At 70.7% G+C, this 23730-nt stretch carries 21 protein-coding genes; 2 read left to right on the top strand and 19 right to left on the bottom strand.

Annotated features, from left to right (window positions below):
* Positions 1–26: 26 nt before the first annotated feature.
* From atpE to rpmE, 12 genes are all read right to left on the bottom strand, one after another.
* Positions 27–257, bottom strand: coding sequence for an ATP synthase F0 subunit C (gene atpE, locus ACZ6YG_RS22475; RefSeq protein WP_148033915.1), 231 nt, complete (start codon positions 255–257; stop codon positions 27–29).
* Positions 258–327: 70 nt separating this feature from the next.
* Positions 328–1125, bottom strand: coding sequence for a F0F1 ATP synthase subunit A (gene atpB, locus ACZ6YG_RS22470; RefSeq protein WP_271280216.1), 798 nt, complete (start codon positions 1123–1125; stop codon positions 328–330).
* 67 nt (positions 1126–1192) lie between these two features.
* Positions 1193–1408 carry an AtpZ/AtpI family protein gene (locus ACZ6YG_RS22465; protein ID WP_187281350.1) on the bottom strand — a complete coding sequence of 72 codons (216 nt, stop codon included), beginning with the start codon at positions 1406–1408 and terminating at the stop codon, positions 1193–1195.
* Positions 1409–1475: 67 nt separating this feature from the next.
* Positions 1476–1895 carry a hypothetical protein gene (locus ACZ6YG_RS22460; RefSeq protein ID WP_148033917.1) on the bottom strand — a complete coding sequence of 140 codons (420 nt, stop codon included), beginning with the start codon at positions 1893–1895 and terminating at the stop codon, positions 1476–1478.
* A gap of 129 nt (positions 1896–2024) precedes the next feature.
* Positions 2025–3311 carry a glycosyltransferase family 4 protein gene (locus ACZ6YG_RS22455; RefSeq protein ID WP_219551051.1) on the bottom strand — a complete coding sequence of 429 codons (1287 nt, stop codon included), beginning with the start codon at positions 3309–3311 and terminating at the stop codon, positions 2025–2027.
* 60 nt (positions 3312–3371) lie between these two features.
* Complete coding sequence (locus tag ACZ6YG_RS22450) at positions 3372–4634, bottom strand: serine hydroxymethyltransferase (protein WP_219551049.1); 1263 nt, start codon at positions 4632–4634, stop codon at positions 3372–3374.
* 50 nt (positions 4635–4684) lie between these two features.
* Positions 4685–5059, bottom strand: a complete 375-nt coding sequence (locus ACZ6YG_RS22445; protein ID WP_466019112.1) for a hypothetical protein — start codon at positions 5057–5059, stop codon at positions 4685–4687.
* The gene (locus ACZ6YG_RS22440) at positions 5059–7446 is read right to left on the bottom strand and encodes a hypothetical protein (RefSeq protein WP_466019111.1); all 2388 of its coding nucleotides are present in this window, start codon (positions 7444–7446) and stop codon (positions 5059–5061) included. The genes ACZ6YG_RS22445 and ACZ6YG_RS22440 overlap by 1 nt, the downstream gene beginning before the upstream one ends.
* Positions 7447–7533: 87 nt before the next feature.
* Positions 7534–8181: an L-threonylcarbamoyladenylate synthase gene (locus ACZ6YG_RS22435; RefSeq protein ID WP_148033921.1), complete on the bottom strand. Its 648-nt coding sequence runs from the start codon at positions 8179–8181 to the stop codon at positions 7534–7536.
* Positions 8182–8284: 103 nt separating this feature from the next.
* Positions 8285–9139, bottom strand: coding sequence for a peptide chain release factor N(5)-glutamine methyltransferase (gene prmC, locus ACZ6YG_RS22430; protein WP_219551045.1), 855 nt, complete (start codon positions 9137–9139; stop codon positions 8285–8287).
* Positions 9136–10188, bottom strand: coding sequence for a peptide chain release factor 1 (gene prfA / locus ACZ6YG_RS22425; RefSeq protein ID WP_148033923.1), 1053 nt, complete (start codon positions 10186–10188; stop codon positions 9136–9138). The genes prmC and prfA overlap by 4 nt, the downstream gene beginning before the upstream one ends.
* An 85-nt stretch (positions 10189–10273) precedes the next feature.
* Positions 10274–10492, bottom strand: a complete 219-nt coding sequence (rpmE, locus tag ACZ6YG_RS22420) for a 50S ribosomal protein L31 (protein ID WP_148033924.1) — start codon at positions 10490–10492, stop codon at positions 10274–10276.
* Positions 10493–10707: 215 nt separating this feature from the next.
* Here rpmE and ACZ6YG_RS22415 point away from each other — a divergent pair, with 215 nt between their 5' ends.
* Positions 10708–11742, top strand: a complete 1035-nt coding sequence (locus ACZ6YG_RS22415) for a hypothetical protein (RefSeq protein ID WP_466019110.1) — start codon at positions 10708–10710, stop codon at positions 11740–11742.
* 50 nt (positions 11743–11792) lie between these two features.
* Here the strand turns inward: ACZ6YG_RS22415 and rho are convergent, their stop codons facing one another.
* The 3 genes from rho to thrC form a co-directional block, all read right to left on the bottom strand.
* On the bottom strand, positions 11793–13799 hold the full coding sequence (gene rho, locus ACZ6YG_RS22410) for a transcription termination factor Rho (RefSeq protein ID WP_466019109.1): 2007 nt from the start codon (positions 13797–13799) through the stop codon (positions 11793–11795).
* 457 nt (positions 13800–14256) lie between these two features.
* Positions 14257–15162 (bottom strand): homoserine kinase, encoded by a 906-nt coding sequence (thrB, locus tag ACZ6YG_RS22405; protein ID WP_466019108.1) that lies wholly within the window; start codon positions 15160–15162, stop codon positions 14257–14259.
* Positions 15163–15300: 138 nt separating this feature from the next.
* A complete protein-coding gene (gene thrC, locus ACZ6YG_RS22400; RefSeq protein WP_148033928.1) occupies positions 15301–16359 on the bottom strand; it encodes a threonine synthase in 1059 nt (352 codons plus the stop codon).
* A gap of 251 nt (positions 16360–16610) precedes the next feature.
* Here thrC and ACZ6YG_RS22395 point away from each other — a divergent pair, with 251 nt between their 5' ends.
* On the top strand, positions 16611–17993 hold the full coding sequence (locus tag ACZ6YG_RS22395) for a glycosyltransferase family 2 protein (protein ID WP_261808806.1): 1383 nt from the start codon (positions 16611–16613) through the stop codon (positions 17991–17993).
* A gap of 16 nt (positions 17994–18009) precedes the next feature.
* Here ACZ6YG_RS22395 and ACZ6YG_RS22390 read toward each other — a convergent pair whose 3' ends face one another.
* From ACZ6YG_RS22390 to lysA, 4 genes are all read right to left on the bottom strand, one after another.
* A complete protein-coding gene (locus ACZ6YG_RS22390) occupies positions 18010–19638 on the bottom strand; it encodes a glycosyltransferase family 2 protein (protein ID WP_466019107.1) in 1629 nt (542 codons plus the stop codon).
* Complete coding sequence (locus tag ACZ6YG_RS22385) at positions 19635–20717, bottom strand: glycosyltransferase family 2 protein (protein WP_466019106.1); 1083 nt, start codon at positions 20715–20717, stop codon at positions 19635–19637. Before ACZ6YG_RS22385 ends, ACZ6YG_RS22390 begins: the two co-directional genes overlap by 4 nt.
* Before the next feature lie 229 nt (positions 20718–20946).
* Positions 20947–22236, bottom strand: coding sequence for a homoserine dehydrogenase (locus tag ACZ6YG_RS22380; RefSeq protein WP_271275442.1), 1290 nt, complete (start codon positions 22234–22236; stop codon positions 20947–20949).
* Entirely contained in the window at positions 22233–23615 is a 1383-nt protein-coding gene (gene lysA / locus ACZ6YG_RS22375; RefSeq protein ID WP_148033932.1) for a diaminopimelate decarboxylase, read from the bottom strand. The genes ACZ6YG_RS22380 and lysA overlap by 4 nt, the downstream gene beginning before the upstream one ends.
* Positions 23616–23730 lie beyond the last annotated feature (115 nt).

The following is a 23730-nucleotide window of genomic DNA, read 5'->3' as shown; positions in this document are numbered from 1 at the left end:
CTTTCGTCAGGGGATGCTTCTGGCCGTCAGAGGGCCTGGAAGATGAACGGCGCGACCAGACCGATCAGGGCGAGGGCCTCGGTGAGGACGAAGCCGAGGAGCATGTTCTGGCGGATCAGGCCGTAGGCCTCGGGCTGGCGGGCGATGGCCTGCACGCCCTGACCGAAGATGATGCCGACGCCGATGCCGGGGCCGATGGCGGCGAGACCGTAACCGATGGCGGTGACGTTGCCGGAGACCTCAGCGAGAAGACCCATTGCTCTTATTCCTTTACTGGACGGCCGGTGAAGTGGAGTCTCACCGGTCATGGATATTCCGGTATGGGGTTCAGTGCTCCGCGTGCAGCGAGCCACCGATGTACATCGCGGCCAGCATCGCGAAGAGGAATGCCTGCAGGAACTGGATGAACATCTCGAAGCCGGTGAGGATGATGGTCATCACCACGCCGAGGACACCGATGGTGGAGCCCGGCAGGGTCAGCTTCTCGAAGAGGAACCAGAAACCCACCATGCTGAAGAAGGCGAGCAGCATGTGGCCCGCGAACATGTTCGCGAACAGTCGCACGGCGTGCGTGAACGGCGCGATGATCATGTTCGAGAGGAACTCGATCGGGGCCAGCAGCAGATAGATCGGCTTCGGCAGCCCCGGCGGGAACATCATGTTCTTGAAGTAGCCGATGCCGCCCTGGTGCTTGACGCCCAGGTAGATCTTCAGGACGTAGATCGAGAGCGCCAGCACGAACGGGAAGGCGATGTGCGAGGCGACCGGGAACTGGAGGAAGGGGATGACGCCCATGAGGTTCCAGACCAGCACCAGGAAGAAGACGCTGACGAGCAGGCCCATCCACCGGTCGGTGTCCTTGCCCAGGAAGGGCCGGGCGACCTGGTCGCGAACGAACATGTAGCCATATTCGGTGACGTTCTGGATGCCCCGGGGGACGAGTTTCGGCTTGGCGAAGGCCGCCCAGCACACGCCGATCACGATGATCGAGCTGAGAATGGCGAGCAGGACCGGCTTGGTGAACCAGGCGACCCCGGGAATGATGGGGGGCAGGTCGAACAGCTCGCCAGGCGTCGGCGCACCGAACTCACCCGGTGGTGCCGCTAGGACCGTCAGCGCACTCACGCGGCGTTCCCTTCAACGTCGTAGTGGATCACAGGAATTTCCTCGGCGAAGCGGTCGCGGCGTGGGGCTAGCGACCGTGCCGTCGGTAGACCGCGTAGCCGGCCAGCACCAGCCCCAGGACGATGCCTATGGGGAAGAACGCGGACAGGTCGAGCCAACGGTCCAGCAACCAGCCGATGCCGCCGTAGACCGCCATCCCGGCGAGAAGATAGCTGGGGACTGACCACATGGCGTCGGCGAAGTCGCGACCGTCTGTCTCCGGTCGGCGTTCCTGTTCGCTCATCGCGGCCCTGACGATAGCAGGCGGGCAGAGGACTAGTCATATCGGACCCCGTGTTTTACCAGGCTCATCAGTCGCCGTGCCCGGGGACCTTGGCGTCGGGGTCGACGTACAGCATCTTGGTCTTGAGGAAGGCGCGGACCTCGAAGGCCGTCCACACGATCGTGCCGACCACCACGGTCCAGGCGAAAGCCTGCGAGTTCCACAGCGTGGTGTCGCCGAAGGTGGCCAGCATCAGCATGATGACGATGACCTTCACGAGGTAGCTGCCCATCGCGGCGATGGCCATCAGCTGGGGCGAGACGCGGGCCGCGTACGACACGGCCACCACGCTGACGCTGAAGAAGACCATTACCAGGAGCACGCCGATGGCCGCGCCGAGCGCTCCTTTGCCACCGGCCAGGATGGTGGCCGCGGCCAGCGCGACGACTCCGACCCCGAGGGTGGGAAGCGCGGCGCTTTTCAGTACGCGCACGTCGTTGGCCTGCATCGGTGCTCCATCGCGAGTTATCAAGCGAGCGTTTGCTACCTCCAGAACACGAAAATCTGGAGGCCCTGCTCGTGAAAGATATCACAAGCTCACGGAAGGCTGCTTTTACCTGCCGTTTCTAGTTCGCGATCACGATCGGCCCGGATAGATGGGAATGACCGAGTTCGGATCGGTGCTCGGCCGCTCCCGCGGCGGGCCGGGCGGCGGCACCGGCCGCCGGAACTCGGCGTCGGGCCGGACCGGCGGCATCGGGCCGGTGGGCGGGCCGTCGTCGTCGTCGCTCGACGGCTTGCCCCGCGAGGTGTGCGCGCCGCCCCGGCCCCGCCAGCGCGGCAGCGCCATCAGCACCAGCACGCCCAGGGCCAGCAGGATGACCACCGGGAACGCCAGCACCGGCACCGTGACCACGGACATCGCGAAGATGCCGAACGCGAACAGGAACGTCCACGCGTACATGATCATCACGGACTGCCGGTGGGAGTGGCCGATGTCCATCAGCCGGTGGTGCAGGTGGCCGCGGTCGGGCGCGAACGGCGACATCCCGTAGGAGGTGCGGCGCACCACGGCCGTTATCAGATCGATGAGCGGGAGCACCAGGACCGCGGCCGGCACCAGCAGGGGCAGCAGCACGCCGAACCGGTTGATGCCCTCGATGACCGACGGGTCCACCGGCATCACGGTGACGAGCGACGAGGCCAGCACCAGCCCGATCAGCATCGCGCCGGTGTCGCCCATGAAGATCTTGGCCGGGTGGAAGTTGTGCGGCAGGAAGCCGATGCAGGCCCCGATGAGCACGGCGGAGATGGCGGCGGTGGTGGTGATGCGGTCACCGCTGATGTTCTGCCCGAGGTAGATGGAGTAGGCCCAGGTCGCCATGGCGGCGATGCACACGATGCCGGCCGCGAGCCCGTCGAGCCCGTCGACGAAGTTGACCGCGTTGATCGCCACCACCACCACGAGGATCGTGATGATCGCGCTCAGCGTGTAGTCGAGGCTGGTGGAGCCGCCCCAGTCCTTCGGCAGCGGGATGTAGGTCAGTCTCAGCTCGAAGTGGACGAGCACCCCGGCGGCGGCGATCTGCCCGGCCAGCTTGATGAAGGGGTCCATCCCCCACCAGTCGTCGAGGAAGCCGGTCACCGTGATCAGGCCGCCCGCCAGGATCAGGGCCACGACCGGCTCGGCGGCGGTGCCGGCCAGCGCCTTGCCGGTGTTGGTCAGCTGGGCGGCCACCAGCAGCCCGACGACCAGCCCGCCGTACATCGCCAGGCCGCCCAGCCGGGGCGTGGGCGTGGTGTGCACGTCACGATCACGGATCTCGGGGGCCGCGCCGATGCGGATGGCGAAGCGGCGCACCAGAGGGACCAGCAGATAGGTCACCGCTGCCGCGATGAGCGCCATGAACAGGTATTCGCGCACGGACCTAGTTTCCCGGATGCTCCGGCCGGCTGTGACCGGAAAACGACACAGACCAGCTTATTATTGGTCCATATAAGGCTGATGTATGCCCAGCAGCGCCGTCACCCTGTCCCTGACGTCCGCGGCCGACTCCTGGTCGCGCACCGCGCGGGCCACCAGCGCCCCGACCTCCCGCAGATCCCGGGGCTCCAGGCCCTGGGTGGTGACGCACGGCGTGCCGACCCGGACGCCCGAGGTCACGCGCGGCGGTTCGGGGTCGTACGGTATCGCGTTGCGGTTGAGCGTGATGCCGGCCGCGGCGCACCTGAGCTCGGCCTCGGCACCGGTGACGCCCAGCCCGCGCACGTCGATCAGCGCCAGGTGGGTGTCCGTGCCGCCGGTGACAGGCCGCATGCCCGCCTCCGCCAGCGCCTCGCTCAGCGCCCGCGCGTTGGCGATCACCTGCCGGGCGTAGCCGGCGAACTCCGGCCGCAGCGCCTCCCCGAACGCCACCGCCTTGGCCGCCACCGCGTGCATCATCGGCCCGCCCTGCGTGAACGGGAACACCGCCCGGTCGATCCGCGCGGCCAGCTCGGCGGTGCACAGGATGCCGCCGCCGCGCGGTCCGCGCAGCGTCTTGTGGGTGGTGAAGGTGACGACGTCCGCCTCCGGGACCGGGGACGGGATGGCGCGGGCCGCGATCAGCCCCATCGGGTGCGCCACGTCCGCCATCAGCCACGCCCCCACCTCGTCGGCGATCCCCCGGAACACCCCGAAGTCGATCAGCCGCGGATAGGCGGTCGCCCCGCACACGATGAGCTTGGGCTGGTGCCGCAGCGCCAGGTCCCTGACCTCGTCGTAGTCGATCAGCTCCGTGTCGCGCCGCACCCCGTACGAGGCCACGTCGAACCACCGGCCGGAGAAGTTGGCCCGCGACCCGTGCGTGAGATGGCCGCCGTGCGGCAGCGCCATGGCCAGCATCCGGTCACCCGGCTGCAGCAGCGCAGCGTAGGCGGCCAGGTTGGCGGACGCGCCCGAATGCGGCTGCACGTTGGCGTGCTCGGCGCCGAACAGCTCGCGCGCCCGCCTGACGGCCAGCCGCTCGGCCCGGTCGACGACCTCGCACCCGCCGTAGTAGCGGCCGCCCGGGTAGCCCTCCGCGTACTTGTTGCTCAACGTGGAGCCGAGGGCGGCCAGCACGGCGGGTGAGGCGAAGTTCTCGCTGGCGATGAGCTGGAGGCCGCCGCGCACCCGCTCGACCTCGTCGAGCAGCAGCGCGGCCACCTCCGGGTCCCGCTCCTCCAGGAGCCCGAAGCCCGGACCGTAGAAGGGTCCTGCGCCCATGACCCCACTGTACGGCGACGTACCTCTTTGCCCTAGTTTGGCATTCCTTCTCAGGAGAAGGCGTGCGGCGCCCCCGCCGGAGCCGGGATCCACCGGGGCGTGTCGGCCGCCTCGTCGCTGATGGCCGTGAGCACGGCCTGACGGTAGAGGCCGAGCCTGGTGCGCCACTGGCCGATGTCCTCGACGTAGCGCGACCCCACCGGGGAGTCCCAGGTCTGCGGGCTCCTGGCCTTGGCGTAGGGCTTGTCCAAGGCCTTGGACAGCTTGTCGAGCAGGGGCAGGGCCTCCTGCCATGCGGTGACCAGCCGCTGGTACTCAGGGTTGAACTCCCACACCCGCGGCTGCTCGTCGAGCGGACCGGTCGCGGTGGCGGGCGGCATCTCCCCCAGCTCACGGGGCCGCGGCGCGGGCGGATCCACGTACATCAGGCACTCCTCCCATCGTCATCGCCTCTCCGCGGACCACCGGGCTCGGTCTGCCCCGGCGGACCGTCGGCCCCCGGGCCCCACTCCCCCTCGACGGGCGGCATCTCCGCAGGAGGCACGCCCGCGGCCCGCGCGATGAGCTCCCGCAGCTCCTCGTCACTCGGCGTCGCACCCTCCCCCACCACCACACCAGGCCGCGAACCCTCGCCGTACGAGCCCGCGCCCTCGGTACGTGAGCCCTCTCCGTACGAGACAACGTCGTCACGGCCTAAGCCCTCGCCGTACGAGACGCTGCCGCCGGGACGCGAGCCCTCGCCGTACGAGACCGCACCCTCGGTGCGAGAGCCCTCTCCGTACGAGACGACGTCGTCACGGGCTAACCCCTCGCCGTACGAGACCGCACCCTCGGGTCGCGAACCCTCGCCGTACGCGACCGCATCGTCACGACGTGAGCCTGCGTCGTACGAGACCGCGCCCTCGGTACGCGAACCCTCTCCATACGAGACACCACCGTCCGGACGCGAGCCCTGGCCGTGCGAGACCGCATCGTCACGACGGGAGCCTGCGTCGTACGAGACCGCGCCCTCGGTACGCGAACCGTCGCCGGACGAGACGGCGCCGTCAGGCGGCGGAGCGCTGGCGCTCACAGCAGCCGTGGCGGCGTCATCAGGGGGTGGGGTGGGTGGAACGACCAGCCCGGTGTCGCCACCCCTTGAGGGGGCATCCTGGCCGGTCCCAGGCGTGTCGGGCGTCGCGCGTCCCTGATCGGGCGTCGTCCGTCCCTCGTCAGGCGTCGTACGTTCTTGATCGGGCGTCGTCCTTCCCTCGTCAGGCGTGGCGCGTCCCTGGTCGGGCGTCGTCCGTCCCTCGTCGGGCGTGGCGCGTCCCTGATCCGGCGTGGCGCGTCCCTCGTCGGGGGTGGCGCGTCCCTGATCCGGTGGGCGGGTGTCCTGGGAGGTGCCGTCGTCGCAGGGGCCGCCGACGGAGGGCGTGTCGGCCGGCTGGACCTGGTCGAGGTTCTCCAGGAGACTCTCCAGCTCCTTCGCGGTGGGCGGGTCGAGGGGCACCTGGACCACCTTGACCCCGTCGATCTCGACAACCTGTGGTCTGCCGGTCTCGATGTCGTCCGGGTGATCCTTACGGGGGGTGTCGGCGATGCCCTGGGTGTTTCCGTCCCGCTGTCCACCGGCATCAGGCTTCTGGGTCCCGGGCTCGCCATCGCACGCCCCGTCCCGTCGGCCATCCTCCCCGGGCTTCGTCTCGGACCGGTCCGCGTCCGGCTTTTCCTGGCCTATCGCGTCCGGCTTCTCGCCTGTATCCGCGTCGGGCTTCTCACCACGAGCGTCGGCATCCGGCTTCTCCTCAGGAGTACCGACGTCGGGCTTGTCCTCTCGTCCCCGGACGCCGTCGTCACACTTCCCGTCCTCACCGGGCTTGGCCTCAGGCCGATCCGCATCCGGCTTCTCACCGCGGGCATCGGCGTCCGGCTTCTCCTCAGGAGTACCGACATCGGGCTTCTCACCGCGAGCGTCGGCGTCTGGCTTCTCCTCGGGGGTACCGGTAACGGGCTTGTCCTCTCGGGCCGTGGCGCCGTCGTCACACTTCCCGTCCTCGCTGGGCTTGGCCTCGGGCCGATCCACATCGGGCTTCTCACCACGAGCGTCCGCGTCAGGCTTCTCCTCAGGGGTACCGGCGTCGGGCTTGCCCCCATCGGGTTTCCCGTCCCGCGCGTCCCCGTCCGGCTTCCCGTCCCGGGCATCCGCGTCCGGCTTCCCGTCCCGGCCGTCCGCATCCGGCTTCTCACCACGAGCGTCCGCGTCCGGCTTCTCCTCAGGCGTACCCGCGTCAGGCTTGCCCCCATCCGGCTTCTCGCCCCGCGCATCCGCGTCCGGCTTCTCACCGCGGGCGTCCGCGTCAGGCTTGCCCGGGTCCGGCTTCTCGCCGCGACTGTCAGCGTCCGGCTTGCCCCCATCGGGCTTGTCGCCCCGCGCATCCGCGTCCGGCTTGCCCCCGTCGGGTTTCCCGTCCCGCGCGTTCCCGTCCGGCTTCCCGTCGCGGGCGTCCGTGTCTGGGTTGGATTTGTCGGGCTTTGGGTCGGTGCCTGGTTTGTCGGTGGGGGGAGGGTCCGTGCGGCGGGAGTCGCCAGAAGGGGACTCGCCGGCGGCGCGCTTCTCGAGGAGGTCCAGCCGGGCGGAGACGTCCTTGACCATCCGGTCCGCGGAGTCCGCCACCTGGACGGGCCGATGGGTGGTCTGGGTCGCGAGGCCCGCCCTGGACATGATCTGCGAGACGCGCCCCTCCACCTCGCGCAGCTCGACGGCCGCCTGTTTCGTCTCCGCCAGCAGCTCGCGGACCAGCTGGGGATCCATGCCGTCGAACTTGCCCATGGGCCACTCCCGGACGTCGCTAGCTCCCGGGCCCACCGTATTCTCGCCACCACCCACCGCGCAGGCGGGATAAGCAGACGGTATCGGTCAGCCGTCGGTCGCGACGTACCCGATGATGCCGCGCAGCTTCTCGACCGGGATGGCGCCGCGGCGCAGGAGCCGGGGCACGGCGGTGGTCAGGTCGAGGATCGACGACGGGGTGTTGTCGGTGGTCTTGCCGCCGTCGAGGTAGACCGCGACCGAGTCGCCGAGCTGCTCCTCCGCCTCCGCCGCGGTGGCGGCGGCCGCCATGCCCGAGCGGTTGGCGCTGGAGACGGCCATCGGGCCGGTCTCCTTGAGCAGGTCGAGCGCCACCGGGTGGAGCGGCATGCGCAGCGCGACCGTGCCCTTGGTGTCGCCGAGGTCCCACGACAGGGCGCGGTTCGCCTTGCAGACGATGGTCAGCGGCCCCGGCCAGAACGCGTCTATCAGGTCCTGCCCGTACGGTCCGAGGTCCTCGACGAGCGCGTTGGCCGCCCGTACGGTGCCGACGAGGACGGGCGGCGGCATGTCGCGGCCGCGGCCCTTGGCGTCCAGCAGCGCGGTGACGGCGGCGGGGGTGAAGGCGTCGGCGCCGATCCCGTACACCGTGTCGGTGGGCAGCACGACGAGCTCGCCGCGCCGGACGGCGGCGGCCGCCTCTCGCAGGCCCTCGGCCCGCTGTTCGAGATCGCTGCAGTCAAAGCGCTTTGTCACGGTCTCATTGCCTCGCTCCGCTCGCGAGCGGCGCTCTACGAGGCCTCCTCCTTCCGTCATGTTCGGCGTCGTCCGGAGAAGGCCGCGCCGCTTCGCGTGCATCCTAGTCCTGGCCCAGCCTGGCGGTGACGAATCGGTCTCTGCGGGTGAGATCCTGCCGTAGCCGTACGTCACGCCAGCCGTTGTCTTCCGAGAACTGCAGGTAGACGTCCCTGCCCTGCTCGTCGGCGTGCTCGACGGCGACCCAGCCGCCGGGGCGCAGCAGGCGCCGCGCGGTGAGCTCGACCGCCCGCACCTCGCCGAGCCCGTCGTCGCCGGTGCCGTAGAGGGCGCGTACCGGGTCGTAGTCGCGCACCTCGGGGTCGCGCGGCACCGCGCCGGGCGGGATGTACGGCGGGTTGGAGATGACCAGGTCGACCCTGCCGTTCAGCTCGGGCAGAGCGGCGGCGAGGTCCTCGGGGTGCAGGTGGGTGCGGCCCTGGCCGTGCTCGGAGATGTTGCGCTTGGCCCAGGTGTAGGCGTCGGGGTCGACCTCCACGGCGTGCACCTCGGACAGCGCCACCTCCTGGGCGATCGACAGGGCTATCGCGCCCGAACCGGTGCCGAGGTCGACGACGAGCGGCGCGGTCACGTCCATCTCGCGCAGCGTCTCGATCGCCCAGCCGGTCATCACCTCGGTCTCGGGGCGCGGCACGAAGACCCCCGGCCCGACCTCAAGGTCGAGGTAGCGGAAATAGGCGCGGCCGGTGATGTGCTGGAGCGGCTCGCGGGCCTCACGCCGCGCGACGCCCTCCCAGAACAGCGCGTCGAAGTCGGCGTCCTTCACGGCGTGCAGTTGGCTCCTGCGCACGCCGTGGACGAACGCCGCGATCTCCTCGGCGTCGGTGCGCGGTGACGGCACACCCGCCTCCGCCAGCCGGGCGGTGGCGAGGGCGATCTCGTCCAGCAGAAATGTCATGAGTGTTGTGCGAGCTTCTCCGCCATCTCGGCGTCGATGAGGGACTGGGTGACGGCGTTGAGCTCACCGTCGAGAACCTGGTCGAGGTTATACGCCTTGAAGCCGACGCGGTGGTCGGAGATGCGGTTTTCCGGGAAGTTGTACGTGCGAACCCGCTCGGAGCGGTCGACGGTGCGCACCTGCGACTTGCGTTCGGCCTGCGCGGCGGCGTCGGCCTGCTCCTGCGCCACGGCCAGCAGCCGGGCGCGCAGGATGCGCAGCGCCGACTCCTTGTTCTGCAGCTGGCTCTTCTCGTTCTGGCAGGAGACGACCACGCCGGTCGGCAGGTGGGTGATGCGGACCGCCGAGTCGGTGGTGTTGACGCTCTGCCCGCCGGGGCCGCTGGAGCGGTAGACGTCGATGCGCAGGTCGTTGGGGTCGATCTGGACCTCGACCTCCTCGGCCTCCGGGTAGACGAGCACGCCGGCGGCGCTGGTGTGGATGCGGCCCTGCGACTCGGTGACGGGCACCCGCTGCACGCGGTGGACGCCGCCTTCGAACTTGAGCCTGGACCACACGCCCTCGTCGCCCTTGGCCTTGATCGCGACCGTGACGTCCTTGTAGCCGCCCAGGTCGGACGGCTGACTGTCGATGATCTCGGTCTTCCAGCCGATCCGCTCGGCGTAGCGGAGGTACATGCGCAGCAGGTCGCCGGCGAACAGCGCGGACTCCTCACCGCCCTCGCCCGCCTTGATCTCCATGATGATGTCCTTGTCATCGTTGGGATCGCGCGGGATCAGCAGGTGTTTGAGCCGTTCTTCGAGCTTGGGAATGCGCTCCTCGATCTCCGCCGCCTCGGCCGCGAACCCCTCGTCCTCGCCCGCCAGCTCCCTGGCCGCGGTCAGGTCGTCGCGGGCCGTCTCCAGCTCGCGGTAGGTGGCGACGATGGGGGTGAGCTGGGAGTAGCGCCTGCCGAGCGTGCGGGCCCTGCTCTGGTCGGCGTGCACGGCGGGGTCGGCGAGCTGCAGCTCCAGCTCGGAGTATTCCTTGAGCAACTCGTCGAGGTTCACCGTCGGGTCCTTCGTGTGTGGGCTGTGTTCGAACCAAGAACGCCGGCCCGCCGCACGGTCGTGCGTCGGGCCGGCGTCGGTGAAGCTACTTGCCCGAGGCCTTCTTGCCGAAGCGCTTCTCGAAACGCGCCACCCGGCCGCCGGTGTCGAGGATCTTCTGCTTGCCGGTGTAGAAGGGGTGGCAGGCAGAGCAGACGTCGGCGTGGATCACGCCGTTCTTGGCGGTGCTGCGGGTGGTGAACGTGTTGCCGCAGGAGCAGGTCACCTGCGTCACGTGATAGTCAGGGTGGATGTCGCGCTTCATGGCTGTCCTTTCGGGTGCGGTCGCCGGGTCGCCAGACAAGGTGCGACGGAGCGCAGGGGCGGGAGCCGGTACCGCGAAAATCGGTCAGCTACCAGTGTGCCAGATCCTTCAACCGTCCAGCGCCGCCAGGCATTCCACCCGATCTTGATGACGACCCGCGCCGCCGGTCACACTAGGCTCCCGCACATCATCGATCGGACGGGGGACGTCATCAGATGACAGGCAGGGCACGGTCGCTGCTCGCGGCCGCCACGGGGGCGGCGCTGCTCCTCACGGGCACGGGGGTGCCGTCCGCGCAGGCCGGCACCCGGTACGGGCAGGTCTCCACGGTGCCGGACTTCACGGGGGAGGTCCAGGCGGTCGCGTACGTGCCCGCCCACGCCGACGCGGAGGCCAGGGCGACGCTCAAACTGAGGGACCCGGCCACGGTCGAGCGTGTCACCGGCTGGATCGTGCCGCCGGGCAAGCAGCGGCGCCGGGTCACGTTCGACCTCAGGCCCGGCTCGGCCACCGTCACCGGGAAGTGGACCGTCGCGCCCGGCGACCCGGCGGGCGCGTGGCGGCTGACCGCCGAGGTCACGCGCGGCGGCGCCCCGCGGGCCAACGACCTCACCGTGCAGGTCGCCGCCAGGCAAGCCATCACCGGGGCGACGGTCAGCCCCTCCCCCGTCAAGCTGGTCAGGGGCAAGGACGTCAAGGTGAGCGTCGAGGTCAAGGTCAAGGGCTCGGAGACGGTCACGGCCAAGCTGATCGCCGAGAGCTCCACCGCCTACTACGACCTCGGCACCCTCGCCAGGGAGTCGAACGGCGTCCACCGCGGCGTCACGTACTTCGGCGACCACAGCCCGCCCGGCGAGTGGACGCTGCAGGTGCACGCCACCCGCGGCGGCGAGACGCTGAGGAGCCTGCTCTCCTTCACCGTCACGAAACCCGCCGCGGGCACCCCGGCCAAGGCCGGCGCCAGGGTCACCGTCGGCGTGCCGAAGCGAGTCGGCAAGGGCCGGTGGTTCCGCGTGCACGGCAAGGTGTACCGCGACGGCAGGCCGTACACGCGCAAGAAGGTCCGCATCTCCTTCAAGGCCGTGGGCGCCGCGAAGTATCGCCTCGCCGGCTACGCGACCACCAACTCCACCGGCCGCTACACCAGGTCCTTCAAGGCCCGCAGGGACGGCTACTACCAGGTGAAGTCGGCCGGCACGAGCAGGACCAGCGCCGCGCTGTCGCCGCAGCGGCTCGTGGACGTCCGCTAGAGACGGAACGGGCGGCGGGGTCGCCCCCGCCGCCCGTCGCGCGTCAGCCGCTAGTCGCGGTCGTTGTTGACCGTGGTCTTCTGCACCTGGAGCAGGAACTCCGCGTTGGACTTGGTCTCCTTCATGCGGTCGAGCAGCAGCTCCAGCGCCTGCTGCATGTCGAGCGCGTGCAGCACCCGGCGCAGCTTCCAGACGATCTGGAGCTCTTCCCTCGCCATGAGGATCTCTTCCTTACGGGTGCCGGACGCGTCGACGTCCACCGCGGGGAAGATGCGCTTGTCGGCCAGGGACCGGTTGAGCTTGAGCTCCATGTTGCCGGTGCCCTTGAACTCCTCGAAGATGACCTCGTCCATCTTGGACCCGGTCTCGACCAGGGCCGTGGCGAGGATCGTCAGCGAGCCGCCGTTCTCGATGTTGCGGGCCGCGCCGAAGAAGCGCTTGGGCGGGTAGAGGGCGGTGGAGTCGACACCACCCGACAGGATGCGCCCGGACGCCGGGGCCGCCAGGTTGTAGGCACGGCCGAGGCGGGTGATCGAGTCGAGCAGGACGACCACGTCATGGCCGAGTTCCACCAGGCGCTTCGCGCGCTCGATCGCCAGCTCCGCGACCGTGGTGTGATCTTCGGCGGGACGGTCGAAGGTCGAGTGGATGACCTCGCCCTTGACCGAACGCTGCATGTCGGTGACCTCTTCAGGCCGCTCGTCGACGAGGACGACCATGAGGTGGCACTCGGGGTTGTTGTGGGTGATCGCGTTGGCGATCGCCTGCAGCACCATCGTCTTGCCGGCCTTCGGCGGCGAGACGATGAGACCGCGCTGGCCCTTGCCGATCGGGGAGACGAGGTCGATGATCCGCGTGGTGAGGATGTTCGGCTCGGTCTCCAGGCGCAGGCGCTCCTGCGGGTAGAGCGGGGTCAGCTTGTTGAAGTCGGGCCGGTTGCGGGCCTGCTCCGGGTCCATGCCGTTGACGGTGTCGAGGCGGACCAGGGCGTTGAACTTCTCGCGTCGCTCGCCATCGCGCGGCTGGCGCACGGCTCCGGTGACGACGTCGCCCTTGCGCAGGCCGTTGCGGCGGATCTGGGCGAGCGAGACGTACACGTCGTTGCTGCCCGGCAGGTAGCCGCTGGTGCGCACGAAGGCGTAGTTGTCGAGGATGTCGAGTATGCCGGCGATCGGGATGAGGACGTCGTCCTCGCCGATCACGGGCTCGCTGCTGTCGAAGCGGTCGCGGCCGCGACCGCGGTTGCGCTCCCTGAACCGGCCCCGGCGGCCACGGCCACCGCGGTCGTCGTCGCCGTCGCCCCGCTGGTCGCCACCGCGCTGGTCGCCACCGCGCTGGTCACTGCCACGCTGGTCACTGCCACGCTGGTCGCTACCGCGCTGGTCACTACCCCGCTGGTCGCCGCCGCGCTGGTCGCCTCGGCTGCCCGAGTCGGCGACGCGCTGGTCGCCGCCACGGTCGCTGCCACGGTCGCCGCCGCGGTCACTGCCGCGGTCGCCGCGGTCGTTGCCGCGTTCGCGGCGCTCGCCACGGCTGCGGCGCTCGCGCCGGCTCTCACCGCGCTCGCCACGGGAGTCGCCCTGATGGGCGTCCGCAGCGGGCTGCGCGGGCTGCTCGACGACGGCCTCGGCCGGAGCCGCGACGGGCTCGGCGGGCGCGGTCACGGTGGCCGCGGCGGCCACCGGCTCGGCGGCCTGCGGAGCGGGCTCTTCGGCGGTCTTGGCGCGGGAGCGTTCCCTGCGCGTCCGGGTGGGTCGCTCCGTGGCGGGCGCCGCGTCGGCCGCGGCGGGTGCCTCGGCGGCGGGAGCCGCCGCGCCTTCTCCGGAACCGCCACCCTGCTTCTCCTGGATGGCCGCGATGAGCTGGCTCTTCCGCATCCGCCCGGTCCCGCTGATGCCCAGCTCAGCAGCCATCTTCTGCAGCTCGGGCAGCACCTTGGCCGACAGGCCCGTGCCGGAGCGACGCGCGCGGGGCTTGGCCGCGGCGCGAGTGGGGGTGTCGCCGGACGCCGCAGATGTGCCTGTTGCGTCGGAGAGGAGTTCGGTGGTGTCGCTCAACTAAAAGGTCCTTCCCAGGGGTCGGGCCCCGGCTTCGTTCGACCGGGCGTCCCGGAGGTGCTTGCGATCCGGCGGGACAGACCGGGTCGGGGTGCACGTTTGCGATCTTCGGCCGCCGCTGGGGACGGTCGCCACTCTTGGCGAGGGGCTCGTCCAGGCCGCCACAGGACGGTGGCGCGTGGATGACACCCCCCAGATTGCTGCCGACAACCAGATGTCGAGGTGATCGAACGCGCGAGTCCCCGTCGTCGCCACCTCACGTCGGGCCAACCGGGTGTGGGCCAACCGGAGGCGACGGATTCCGGGGAGACAGCCGCGCTGCTCACGCCTCGCGACGTGAAGCATGATGCAACGATGTGTGGCTGACAAGCACGCACCCAACAAGGGGGCACCTGGTGCGGCTATCAGCCTAACATCACCAGCGCACACGGCTATTCCCTGAAGGTCTAGAGAGGCATCAGCGTGTCTCGGGGAACTGAACGTTCGCACCAACTGGGTCGACGTCCATTAGCTGGATGTGCCAGTCACTACCCACTTCTGGCGCGATCAAATCCTGCGAATCCGATGTCGAAAACGCAAGGACCGTGGGACCCGCTCCCGAAACGACGGCGGGCACGCCCACTGCACGGAGCCGTTCTACCAGATCCGCGCTCTCCAGCATGGCAGGCGCGCGGTAGGGCTGGTGCAGACGATCCTCGGTGGCGGCGAGCAGCAGCTCCCGATCCGGACGTCGGGTCAGCGCCGCGATCAGCAACGCGGCCCGGCCGGTGTTGAAGGAGGCGTCCTTGTGGGGCACGTCCTTCGGCAGCAACCCCCGAGCGGTCTCCGTGTCCAGTCGTACCGGTGGAACGATCGCGACGGGGCGGATGCCCGCGTCGGGCGTCAGCTTCACCATACGTGGTGCTCCGTCATGCTCGCTCCATGCGATCGTCAGGCCGCCGGCCAGGCACGGAGCGACGTTGTCGGGGTGGCCTTCGATCTCGGTGGCGAGCGCGTACACCGCGTCGTCGCTCAGCCCGCCGCCGCCCAGCGCCCGCGCGGCCAGGATGCCCGCGCAGATGGCGCCGGACGAGCTGCCGAGCCCGCGCGCGTGCGGGATCCGGTTGCGGCACCGCAGCCGGATCCCGGCCGGCTGGGGGACGCCCATCCGGTCGAACGTCCTGCGCATCACCTTGACGATCAGGTTGCCCTCGCCGGTGTCGACCGTCCCCGCGCCCTCGCCCTCGACGGCCACCGTCACGCCGGGCTCGTCGGTGAGCGTGGCCTCGACGTGGTCGTACAGCGTCAGCGCCAGCCCGAGCGTGTCGAACCCCGGCCCGAGATTGGCGGACGTGGCGGGCACGCGTACCTCGACGGTGCTCATTTCTCACCTTTCCCCGCGGACCACGCGGCCCCCGGAACGCGAAGGCTCTTCATGCCTCTCGCACGCACATCCCCGTCATGCCATCCCTCTTCTCCCGCGACCGCCACCCGGACGCGGGAGCACCGTGCCGCGCGAGGGTCAGGCCAGGCTGAGCGCCGAGGCGGCGGCGTGGACGTCGATGGGGATGGTGATCGGGGCGGGCGCGCCGGAGATGGCCCAGTCGGGGTCCTTCAGCCCGTTGCCCGTGACGGTGCAGACGATCCGCTGCCCCGGGTCGACGAGGCCCTCGGCGTGCGCCTGGAGCAGGCCCGCCACGCTGGCCGCCGAGGCCAGCTCGACGAAGACGCCCTCTTCCTGGGCCAGCAGCTTGTAGGCGGCCGCGATCTGCCGGTCGGTCACCTTGTGGATCAGGCCGCCGGACTCGTCTCTGGCCGCCGTGGCGAGCTGCCAGGAGGCGGGGTTGCCGATGCGGATGGCGGTGGCGATGGTGTGCGGGTGGGACACGGGCGCGCCGTCGACGATGGGCGCGGCGCCGCTGGCCTGGAAGCCGAACATGCGCGGCCGCCTGGCGGCCAGGCCGTCCGCGGCGTACTCCTGGTAGCCCATCCAGTAGGCGGAGATGTTGCCCGCGTTGCCCACCGGGATGCAGTGGATGTCGGGGGCGTCGCCGAGCGCGTCGACGATCTCGAACGCGGCCGTCTTCTGTCCCTGGAGGCGGAACGGGTTGACGGAGTTGACCAGCGCGATCGGGTAGTTGGACGACAGCTTGCGCGTCATCTCCAGGCAGTCGTCGAACGACCCCTCGACCTGCAGCAGCGTCGCGCCGTGGACGAGCGCCTGGGCGAGCTTGCCCATCGCGATCTTGCCGCGCGGCACCAGGACGGCGCAGGTGAGACCGGCGCGCACGGCGTAGGCGGCGGCCGAGGCGGAGGTGTTGCCGGTGGAGGCGCAGATGACGGCCTTGGCGCCCTCTTCCACGGCCTTGCTGATGGCCATGGTCATGCCGCGGTCCTTGAAGCTGCCGGTCGGGTTGGCGCCCTCGACCTTGAGGTAGACGTCGCATCCCGTCAGGGCGGAGACGCGGTGCGCTGGCACCAGCGGCGTGCCGCCTTCGAGCAGCGTGATGACGGGCGTCTTGGGGGTGACCGGAAGACGCTCGCGGTACTCCTCGATGAGGCCACGCCAGGACCTGCTCATGCTTGACTCCCTACCTGCGATGTTCCGCACCGAGTGTACGGGGTGGGCGGGGTGTGCGTGCTGAGCGGGGGCGAGCTGTCAAGACCCTGACAAGTGGGGTCGCGCAACGTCATTATTCAGCAAATTCCCAGCATCTCCCGATAGGGTCTCGCCAGGGGGTCATCCACATGAACGCGCGTCCTGCTTTGCCGCAGAACGACTATTCGGCCTTGCTGCCACCCGAGCTGGGTTGCTGGTCTCCGGCACTGTCCGTGAGCGTGGTGATACCCGCGCACGGGGGGCCGCACCTGGAGCTGACGCTCGCCGCGCTGGCGGCGCAGACGTACCCGGGCCACCTCATGGAGGTCCTGGTCGTCGACGACGGCAGCGAGCCGCCCATCGTGCTGCCGGAGATCCGCCCGGCCGACACCAGGATCGTGCGGCCGGAGTGCGGCTGGGGCATCTCCAACGCCGTCAACACCGGCGTCAAGGCCGCCGACGGCGAGATCATCCAACGGCTCGACGCGGACATGGTGCCCTGCCGCGAGCACATCGAGGCGATGGCCCGCTGGCACCACGTGACCGACTACCTGGTCACGATCGGCATGAAGAGGTTCGTCGAGGCGCCGCCGCTCACCGCCCGCGAGGTGTTCGGCGCCCGGTGCCTGGACGAGCTGTTCGACCTGGACGCGGCGGTGGCCAGCTCGACCGAGGCGACGATCGCCAAGACCGACGGGCTGCGCAAGAGCCGCAACCCGTACCACGTGTGCACGGGGCCGACGGTCGCCATGCCGCGCGAGGTGTTCCACGCCGTCGGCGGACTGGACCCGAACGTGCTGCGGGGCGAGGACACCGAGTTCGCCTACCGGCTGGCGATGCACGGCGTGGTCTTCGTGCCGGAGACGCGGGCGCAGGCCGTCCACCTGGGGCTGCCCGCGCAGCACCGCGACAGGGAGCGCGCCGTGCGGGCCGTCGAGCCGTACCTGGCGCACCGCGTCCCGCTCCGGCGTGACCTGCGCAAGGACCGCGGGCGGCGGTGGCTGGTGCCGTACGTGGAGGTGGTGCTGGACGTCACGGGCGCCGCGGAGGCGGACGTGCGGCGCGCGGTCTCGGCGGCGCTCGACGGCAAGCTGCACGACGTGGTGGTGACGCTGGTCGGGCCGTGGTCCCGGCTGCGCGAGGGACGGCGGTCCGTGCTGGCGGACCCGCACTTCGACCTGCGGCTGATGCGCGACCTGTTCGGCCACGACGACCGGATCAGGCTCATCGACGAGGCCGCGCCGACACCCGCGCCGATCCCCTTCCGTTACCGGGGGCCGGTGGAGGTGCCGCTGCACCGGGTCACGCTGGAGCGGATGATCGAGACGGTGCAGAAGGACCTGACGGGCGTGCTGGTCGTGGACCTGCCGGACGGCCGCGAGGCCCGGCTGGAGCGCACCTCCGCGCTGGGCCGCGCCCTGCTCCTGTCGGGTCCCTGCGAGGACCCGGACGCGGTCGTCGGCACCACCCACGGAGTACGCCGCGTCTCCCCCGACCGTTACTGGCCGCAGCCGAAGGAACAGCCGCCTGCCCCGGTCACCATCCCGGCCCCGGCGGCTCCCGGCCCCGACCGCACCCTCCTGGGCCGCCTCAGATCCGCGCTACGCCCCGACTGACGTACGAGAAAGGCGCCTACTTGCGGAGGGCGCGTTTGACGCGGGCGGAGAAGGCCGTGCGGAGGGTCTGCCGGCTGCGGTCGGCGGCGGACAGGTCGCGGCGCAGGCCCGCCGCCTCCTTGCGGAGCGTGGCGATCTCCCGGCGGTACTCGACGGCGCTCTTGCGCCACTTGCCCGCCTCGTCGCGCCACCTGGCCACCTCGCCCCGCAGCCGCTCGGTCTCCTTGGCCAGCCGCTCCGCCTCCGCCTGGGCCGCGACCCGGGCCCGGTAGGCGCTGCGGCGGCCCTGCGGCGCCGGCTGTTCGCCGGCGAAACCGCAGCTCTCACCGGACACCCAGACGATGCCGGACACCTCGTCCACCACGTCGTCGAGGTCCTCGCCCGGACCGGCGAGCATGCGGGCCCTGGCGAAGGACGCGGCGCGTTCGAGCCGGGCGGACACCACCCCGTCCGGCGTCTCGTCGAGCAGGATGTTGATCAGCCCGAGCCCTTCGGTGCGCGCCCGTTCGAGCAGCGCGGCCACGGAGTCCTCGCCGGGCGCCCAGCCGGGCGGCAGCCGCAGCACGTACGGCACGGCCGGGTCGACGCGGTCGTCGGCGGCCAGCCGCACCCGGCTCTCGTACGCGTAGTGCCCGCGGACCAGCTCCAGCTCCAGGTTCGGGTCCCGGAGCGGGGCGCGGCGGTCGCGTTCGAGCGTGTCCCAGGGCCCGACGAGCACCACGCGCAGGTCGTGCGCCGTGCCCGCCAGCAGCGCGTCCACGGTCGCGCGCACGGTGTCGTACCCGGCGGTCCCGTCGACCAGGACCTGCAGGTACGGGATCTTCCACGTGCGGCCCGGATGGCGGCGCAGCCAGCGGTAGGCGGGGATGCGGTCGCCGATGAACGCGTAGCTGACCCGGTCGATGCGCTCCTTGTGGCGCATCCGCATGGTGGGGCCGAGATGGTAGGCGCGGGCTTCCGGTTCGGGCACGAACACGGCCCCCGCCTGCATGAGCCGGTAGCCCATCTCGGTGTCCTGGCCGAGGACGAGGTCGCCGTCCATGGGCCCGGCGGCCTCGATCAGCCGGGCGCTGACGGAGGTGGCGCCGCCGACGTGCAGGCTGAAGGGGCGCTCGCCGTTGTCGGTCAGCCCGTCGGTCCGCTCGACCAGGCGGACGATCCAGGCGTGCGGCTCGGCCGGCTCGAAGTACGCCTCCATGTCGTCGGGCAGCTTCTCGGGCAGCGGGGACTCGGAGAAGCGGATGTAGCCGGTGACGGCGAGGTACGGGGCCGCGTGGTGCCAGCGCATGTGCGCCGTGATCGCGCCGGCGGTCGGCACCACGTCGGAGTCGAGCCAGTGGATGACGTCGCCCGTGGCCTCGGCCAGCCCGGCGTTGCGCGCGCTGCCGCGGCCGGGGGTCTCGCAGCGGATCAGCCGGGTGTCCGGCGGGCAGTCGGCGGGCAGCCGCAGGGGCGGGTCGCTGCCGTTGTCGACGACGATGACCTCGGTCAGACCGGCCGGGTAGGTCTGCCTGGCGAGCCCGGCGAGCACCAGGTCGAGCTTGTCCTGGGCGCCGTAGGCGGGGATGACCACGCTCACCCGCAGCTCCGGCTCGAAGTCCGCGGCGGGCCGGATCGGGCGGTAGTCGTTGTTGCGTACCCTCATGCCGCTTCCATCAGCAGGCTGGGACGGAAGCCGTGCCACTGGTTGGCCGCGACCTTGACGAAGTGGGCCAGCGGCAGCTGCCAGGTGTGCTGCTCGCTCAGCCCGCGGCGCAGCACGTACCCGAGCCCGTGGGTGCGGTACACCCGCGCGCCGAGGCCGGTCGCCGCCTTGAGAAACTCCCGATCCACTGCCGAATGCAAGGCAGGAAACCCCCCTATTTCCTGAAATTTCTCCCGGGACAGCAAGATCGTCCCGCCCGCTATGTGATCCGCCCACACCTCGCTCGGGTACGAGGCCCCGCTCGCGAAGGTCGTGCGCCTGATCGTCAGATTGAGCGGCTCCAGATAGAAGAACTCGCCCGTCACGCCGACCACGTCGGCCCCCGAATAGGCGGCGGCCATGAGCAGATCGGAAAGGTGGCCGGGACCGTACCAGTCGTCGTCGTCCCACTTGGTGACGTAGTCGCCGCCGGCCCGGGCGGCGGCCCGGTTCAGCACCTCGCCGAACGGGACCCCGGCGTCCGCCTCCACCCAGCTCACCGGCAGCGGGCAGCCCTCGACGGCCTCCCGCACCCGCTCGAACGCGACCCCGTGCAGCCCGAGCACCACCTCGGCCCGCACCCCGCGCTGGCGCGCCATCTGGCCCAGCGCGGAGGCGACGTACTCCGGCCGTTTGGTCGCCATCACCACGCTGACCAGCGGCTGCGCGGGCCGGCGAGGCGCGGCCAGGCGGCGCAGACGGATGCTGTGCTCCTCGCGCCGCAGGTCGGCCAGGCACCGCGCGGTGCCGTCGGGCTCGTGCGCCAGCCAGGCGTGGTCGGTGAGCGGCTCACGCAGTTCCTCCGGCACCCACGAGGGCGCCCCGGACGACGTCAGCGGCACCCCGGCGGCTGCCATGCGCATGACGCCGTCGAGCGGCACCCGCTCTTCGGGCCAGTCGACTTCGAGCCCGCGCAGCGCCCGCAGCGCCGCCTCCCCGGGCTCCTCCTGCCCGTCCACGACCCATTCGCCGTCACGCCAGAGCAGGCGGGCGAGCCCTTTCTCCGGCGTGCGCGCGAAACCGCATGGGGTGAGGGACATCGATGCTGCTCCTGAGGACCGGAAACTCGACCGGCGCCTACCTTACGCCGCTTCTTACACAAGCGGACTCATCCGGTGTTCTTTCCCGGAAACCCCGAAGGCTGGTCACAGCACTCATTCAGCATCTTCTACGCGTAGTTACATTTCCCGCAGAAGATCACGGATAGTGTACGAAATCATCCCGTGATCAGCTCTTCACGATCACGGGATGAAAACGGTGATTCGCCGGTTACTCGTCGCCCTCGACGCGCATCACGCTGGCGACGGCCCGGACGATGTCGAGCTCGCGCAGCCCTTCCATCGTCGCCGACAGCGCCGCGTCGGTGGCCCGGTGGGTGACGATGACGAGCTGGGCGTCGTCGCCGTGGCCCTCCTGGCGCACCGTCTGGATGGACACGTCGTGCTTGGCGAACAGCTCCGCCACCCGGGCCAGGACACCCGGCTTGTCGGCGACGTCCAGCGCGACGTGGCAGCGGGTGACGGTCTCGCCCATGGGATGCACGCGCAGCGACGCGTAGGTCGACTCCTGCGGCCCGCGGGCGCCGGCCAGCCGGTTGCGGCCGACGGCCACCAGGTCGCCGAGCACGGCCGAGGCCGTGGGGGCGCCGCCCGCGCCCTTGCCGTAGAACATGAGCTGGCCCGCCGACTCGGCCTCGACGAAGACCGCGTTGTAGGCCTCGCGCACCCCGGCCAGCGGGTGGGACCTGGGGATCATGGCGGGGTGGACGCGGACGCCGATGGAGCGGCCGTCGTCGGAGCGGGCGCAGATGGCCAGCAGCTTGATGACGTAGCCCATGTCCTTGGCGGAGGCCACGTCGGTGGCGGTGATCTCGGTGATGCCCTCGCGGTGGACCTGCTCGGCGGTGACCCGGCTGTGGAAGGCGAGGCTCGCCAGGATGGCGGCCTTGGCCGCGGCGTCGAAGCCCTCGACGTCGGCGGTGGGGTCGGCCTCCGCGTAGCCGAGGGTCTGGGCCTCCTCCAGGGCGTCGGTGAAGGACGCGCCGGTCGAGTCCATCTTGTCGAGGATGTAGTTGGTGGTGCCGTTGACGATGCCGAGCACGCGGTTGACGCGGTCACCGGCCAGCGACTCGCGCAGCGGCCGCAGCAGCGGGATCGCCCCGGCCACGCTCGCCTCGAAGTAGAGGTCGCCGCCGCCGGCCCTGGCCGCTTCGTACAGGCTCGCGCCGTCTTCGGCCAGCAGCGCCTTGTTGGCGGTGACGACGGACTTGCCGCGGGTCAGCGCGGCGGTGATGAGCGAGCGGGCGGGCTCGATGCCGCCGATGACCTCGATGACGATGTCGACGTCGTCGCGGGTGACGAGCGACTCGGCGTCGGTGGTGAACAGGCCGGGGTCGACCTCCACGTCGCGTTTGCGGCCCAGGCGGCGCACGGCGACGCCGGCGATCTCGAACGGGGCGCCGACGCGGGCGGCGAGGTCGTCGTGCTGCTCGTGCATGAGCCGGATGACCTGGGAGCCGACCACTCCACAGCCCAGCAGGGCCACCTTCAACGGTTTCACAGCTGCCCCCTCAACAGGTCGTCCTCGGTCTCGCCCCGCACGATCACCCGGGACCGGCCGTCGGAGACGGCGACCACGGCAGGTTTGGGCAGGTAGTTGTAGTTGTTGGCCAGGGAACGGCAGTAGGCGCCGGTGGCGGCGACCGCCACCAGGTCGCCGGGCACCAGGTCGGCCGGCAGGTAGCAGTCGCGCACGATCATGTCGCCGCTCTCGCAGTGCTTGCCGACGACGCGGCTCAGCATGGGCGCGGCGTCGCTCTCACGGCTGGCCAGCACGACGGTGTATTCGGCGCCGTAGAGTGCGGTGCGGACGTTGTCGCTCATGCCGCCGTCGATGCTCACGTACGTGCGCAGCCCCTCGACGTCCTTGACCGTGCCGACCTCGTACAGGGTGATGCCGCCGGTGCCGACGATGGCGCGGCCGGGCTCGACGGTGAGGCGGGGCACGGGCAGCCCGGCGTCGGTGCAGACCTTGCGCACGATCTCGCGCAGGCTGTCGGCGATGGTCTTGACGTCGAGCGCCTCGTCGCCCTCGACGTAGGCGATGCCGTAGCCGCCGCCGAGGTCGAGCTCGGGCAGCACGACGCCGTGCTCCTCCTTGATCTGCACGAGCAGCGCGGTGAGGCGGCGGGCGGCCACCTCGAACCCGGCCGTGTCGACGATCTGGGACCCGATGTGGGAGTGGAGGCCGACCAGCTCCAGCGACGGCAGCTCCAGGACGCGGCGCACGGCCTCGGCGGCGGCGCCGGAGCTCAGCGACAGGCCGAACTTCTGGTCGTCGTGGGCGGTGGCGATGAACTCGTGGGTGTGCGCCTCGACGCCGGTGGTCACCCGGATCATGACCTTGGGCCGCTTGCCGAGCTCGGCGGCGAAGTAGCCGAGCCGGGCGATCTCCTCGTAGGAGTCGACCACGACGTGGCCGACGCCGACCTCCAGGGCCCGCCTCAGCTCGGCCGACGACTTGTTGTTGCCGTGGAGGGTGATGCGCTCGGCGGGGAAGCCGACGCTCAGCGCCACGGCCAGCTCGCCCCCGCTGGCCACGTCGAGGCCGAGCCCCTCGTCCTGCAGCCAGCGGACCATCTCCTTGCACAGGAAGGCCTTGCCCGCGTAGTGGACGTCGGAGCCGGCGAAGGCGGTGACGTAGTCGCGCATGCGCGAGCGCACGTCGTCCTCGTCGAGGACGTACAGCGGGGTGCCGTACTCGCGGGCCAGATCGCGTATGTCCAGCCCGCCGATCGTGAGCGCGCCGTCGGCCCGGCCGGCCGTTCGCGGCCAGATCGCGGGGTTGATCCGGTTGAGGTCGGCGGGCGCCAGCGGAGGGCGCTCGTGGGGCGGCGGCTCGGCGTGCCGGTCCCCGGCTGGGTGGGCGAATCGACTCACCCGATCGAGGCTATCGGAACGGCCCGTCTGCCCGTGCCCGGTGCTCACCTATCGAGACACGATCACGGGCCGACAGGCGAAGATTTTACGTCTTTTTACTGTTTCGCCGGATATA

The organism is Nonomuraea sp. NPDC054003, assembly GCF_055585125.1.
This window is presented reverse-complemented; position numbering and strand designations above follow the sequence as displayed.